Annotated in this window: 5 protein-coding genes; all 5 read right to left on the bottom strand. The window is 71.5% G+C overall.

Annotation, left to right across the window (positions count from 1 at the left end; genetic code table 11):
• Positions 1-572: SDR family NAD(P)-dependent oxidoreductase (locus ACWEN3_RS43165; protein ID WP_452983226.1), on the bottom strand; the 572-nt coding region annotated here is incomplete at its 3' end.
• A gap of 221 nt (positions 573-793) precedes the next feature.
• On the bottom strand, positions 794-1,063 hold the full coding sequence (locus ACWEN3_RS43160; protein WP_452983223.1) for a hypothetical protein: 270 nt from the start codon (positions 1,061-1,063) through the stop codon (positions 794-796).
• A 129-nt stretch (positions 1,064-1,192) separates the two neighbouring features.
• Positions 1,193-1,438, bottom strand: coding sequence for a helix-turn-helix domain-containing protein (locus tag ACWEN3_RS43155; protein ID WP_452983220.1), 246 nt, complete (start codon positions 1,436-1,438; stop codon positions 1,193-1,195).
• Positions 1,438-1,929, bottom strand: coding sequence for a DUF2975 domain-containing protein (locus ACWEN3_RS43150; RefSeq protein ID WP_452983218.1), 492 nt, complete (start codon positions 1,927-1,929; stop codon positions 1,438-1,440). The genes ACWEN3_RS43155 and ACWEN3_RS43150 overlap by 1 nt, the downstream gene beginning before the upstream one ends.
• Before the next feature lie 32 nt (positions 1,930-1,961).
• Positions 1,962-3,668, bottom strand: a complete 1,707-nt coding sequence (locus tag ACWEN3_RS43145; protein ID WP_452983215.1) for a tetratricopeptide repeat protein — start codon at positions 3,666-3,668, stop codon at positions 1,962-1,964.
• Between the last annotated feature and the right edge of the window lie 203 nt (positions 3,669-3,871).

Raw genomic sequence — 3,871 nt, 5'->3', positions numbered from 1 at the left:
GCGCTGATCTTCGGTGCGTCCGTGAAGGAGCTGAGATCCGTCTCCACGAAACCGGCGTGGACGCCGACGACGAGCGTTCCCTGCTCGCGCAGGCCCTCGCGCAGCGCGCCCGTCAGCGACCACTCGGCCGCCTTGGAGGCCGCGTACCCGGGATACTCCGGCCGGGGGATCCAGGAGGCGGCCGACAGCATGTTCACCAGCGCGCCACCGCCGTTGCGCGCCAGGACCGGGGCGAAGGCACGGGACACGGCCCAGGTGCCGAAGTAGTTGATCTCCATCTCCTCGCGCGCGCCGTCGAAGGAACCCGCGAGCAGCCTGGTCCCGAAATCCGCGACGCCCGCGTTGTTGACGACGATGGTGACGTCACCGGCGGTCGCGGCCGCCGCGGCGACGACCTCCGGCTCGGTGACGTCCAGACGCAGCGCGGAGAGCTCCTCGTCGCGCACGCTCGCCGGATCGCGGACACCGGCGTAGACCTTGGCCGCTCCCCGCTCGATCAGCGCGCGAGCGAACGCGCGCCCGATGCCACGATCGGCCCCCGTCACCAGGGCGACCGATCCCTTGATCTCCATCGCGCCTCCTTCCCGCTGCCGCCTGCCGGGCACAACAGGCGCTGGGGCGAGGGACGACTCCGCGATCGGACGACTCGACCCGGACCGCCTCCGGGCATGCCCCATGACCATGCGCGACTCGCACACCGGGAGGATCACCGCCCGGAGGCGGACGCGAAAAGTCCCTCCCCCACCAGCGTGCCCCGGATACCGCGGCGACGCATGCGAGACGGCACTCGGAACTACCGCCGGGCGGAGCAGGTCACCGACCGGCCCGCTGCTCCCTGCCGTTGGTCCAGAACGCGCCCGTCGCCTTCCGTCAGGAGGCAGTGCGCGACGCCCTTCCCGGTAGGCACGACCTTGAGGCGTGGAGTGTGCCCGCCGTCCTCCCGTGCGCTCCAGTCGGCTCCGCTCACCTCGGCCGGCACGCTCACCGCGCCGTCGAGGCCGGCGACGTAGTCGTGCCTGACGGACTTCAGGCTGCCTCCTTCGGTCCAGGCTCTGTACGTCACGTCAGCGCTCCCGGCACCGCAAGCCGACAGAAGCCCGCACGCAACAGCCAGTCCCGTCATCATGGTTATGCGCTTGGTGGCCGCTGACATCGGGAAGTCGGGCATGACTTGGCCTCTCGGTCGGTGAGTTCACTTGGGTGTGCGCGGCGGGTGTCCCTGTCCCTCGGGGTCATCGGGCTCCCAGCGCAGCAGGTCTCCTGGCTGGCACTCGAGCACCTCGCACAGGGCGGCGAGCGTGGTGAAGCGCACCGCCTTGGCGCGTCCGTTCTTGAGCACCGCCAGATTGGCCGGTGTGATCCCCACGCGGTCCGCCAGTTCGCCCACGGACATCTTCCGCCTGGCCAGCATCACGTCGATGTCGACGGCGATCGGCATCAGATCACCTCGGCCAACTCGGCCCCCAGCCGCGACGCCTCGATGTCGCGTGCGACCGCCTGCGCGAGCAGCATCCGCAGCACCAGCACGATGAGCGCGACCCCGAAGACCGCCAGGCACACCACGCCCAGCAGGACCACGACGCCCAGGGGCACGACGTCACCCGACGCCAGGACCGCCCCGAGCGCGAACACCAGGAGCGCGGCCGCCACGAACGCGCCGATCACGAGATGGACGTAGCGGAACGCGGCGTCGGAGAACACGGTCCCGCGTCGCGCCATCGTCACCAGCCGCCACACGCAGACCAGGACGACCCGGACCGTCACGACACCCAGGACGGCGATCACGAGAACCGGGGTGCGACGGCCCGCAAGCACGCTCGCCTCCATGGCCCCCGTCAGCATCGCCACCATCACCGCCTGAGCGAACACCGACCCGGCGTGCAACGCCACCATCACGGCACGCAGCGCGAGCACTGTCAGCTTCCCCAACGCCACTCCCCCGATCGAATCACGATGGAAACCTATTGATTATCGATAGGCTTGGCAAATTGATCCCCGAGACAGGGCAGGCGGTCGCCCACAACCACCAGGCTTCCACTGGAGTGATCGTCAAGTCGGCTCACGTTGGCCTCGGCCGGTTCCCGGCTCTCACGCAGGGTGCGGGCGAGCGGCGCCGCGTAGTACGGATCGTCGCTGTCGAGCGCCAGTCGGCGCAGGTGCCCGACGGCCTCGGAAGTCCTGCCTTCGGCGGCATGGACGCCGGCGAGGCGGGCCAGCGCCGGCGCGTAGGGAGGCAGTCGGCGGATCGCCGACTCCAGCCATGGGCGCGCGCGTTCCGGGTCGCCGGTGGACAACCAGGCCTGCCCGCAGTGGAATTCGAGCAAGGCGAGCGGGAAGGGGCTGACCCCGTGGTAGGCGCATCTCGCTGCCAGGAACCATCTCTCGGCCTCGGCCGCATCACCGCGTTCGGCGTGGCAGCGCGCCAGGGCGCCCGGGGCTCTGGAGTCGTGCCCTCCCGACAGCGCGTGTCGATGCAGGGCGAGGGCCTCGTCGTACCGGCCGACCGCCTGGTGGACGGCAGCCCGCTCCTCGTCCAGGCTCCGCCGATCGAGTCCCAGCGCAGCCGCCGCGTCGAGATCGACCAGCGCGGCCGGGAAGCGGTGGAAGAGAGCGGCCAGCCTGGCGCGGGCCACACGGGACCGAGGATCGCCCGGCATCCGGTCGATGAACGCGTCGGCCAGCGACGCGGCGCGCTCGGCCTCGTCGATGCGGCCCAGTACGTGCCCGCGCAGAGCGGTCAGCTCCACCAGCTCGCCCCACCCGTCGCCGGTCAGGCTCTCCCGTGCCGCCTGCCACGCGAGGCCCTCGATCCGCGCGTCGAGGTTGGCCATCGCGATCACGCCGGCCGTCGTCGTCGGCCCGTCGGCGAGGCCGAGTCGCGTCCCGTCGCCCGCACGGCCGGCGACAGAACCGCCGCTCATCGGCTCGCGCGGCCGTCGGGACGGAAACGGGCGCCGGCGGGTCGAGGTTGGGCGCGGTGCGAGATACGGGAACTCCCGGGAGGCCGGCGCGGTCGCCCGGTCGACGCCGTCGCCGACCCGTGGGCCGTGGGAGGCGTTGACGATCAGCGTGTACAGCGTGTCGATGACATCGTCGTTGGGCGAGCGGCCACCACAGGTCGTGTGCGACCGCCCCGCCAACAGGGCGCGCTCGATCTCGCAGTAGCTGTCCTCGGCGTACGGCTTCGCCACGTCCACGACCAGGAAGTCGGCGAGCAGCAGTTCGGTCAGGGGATGTGTCCCGTCCGGGTCCGTCGGCCAGTCGAGCTTGTCGTCCAGACCGTCGAAGAAGGCCAGGTTGGCGTTCAGTCGCGAGCGGTAGGCGTCCATGTAGTGCGGCCCCGGCCGGAACGGGTCCTCCGCGTTGCAGAGATCGCGCAGGTCCACGATCGTGTTCGCGGTGTCGACCCCGTTCTCCGACATGAGCACGTTCTTCACCTCGGGGCGGCCGAGCCGCTCGAGGCGCACGGGGCAGGGGCCGGACGTGACGGTCTCCGCCGCGACGGCGAACACGGTGCCCGCGGCCGGCCCGAACAGCCCGGCGACGTCGGCTGGGCCGCACCTGTCGTCGAAGTCGTCGTCAGGTCCTCCTGCCAGGGGTCGGTTCGAGGCCGAGCGCTCGCACAGGGAGACGCCCTCGCCCTCACCACCAACGTTGCGCCTGCCCACACCGCCGCGCATCCCAGGAATGACCGATGCGCGAGCAGGGGCGGATTCGACGTCAGGCCCTGGGTTCCCCTCGCCCCCTGACCGGCCCCGGGTGCGGTGGCCGGGCGTACCCGCCCGGCCTAGCGTGAACGGGGAAGCGGACGTTCTCGGGGGGGGGGGGGGGGGGCCACCACACCCGGTGGAACGCCGGGGGGAAGACCCGA

The sequence above is a fragment of the Streptomyces sp. NPDC004561 genome, assembly GCF_053602155.1.
This window is presented reverse-complemented; position numbering and strand designations above follow the sequence as displayed.

Coding starts and splice junctions, on each gene's coding strand:
- ACWEN3_RS43155 (WP_452983220.1), bottom strand. CDS start 1,438: ATGCCGATCGCCGTCGACATCGACGTGATGCTGGCCAGGCGGAAGATG.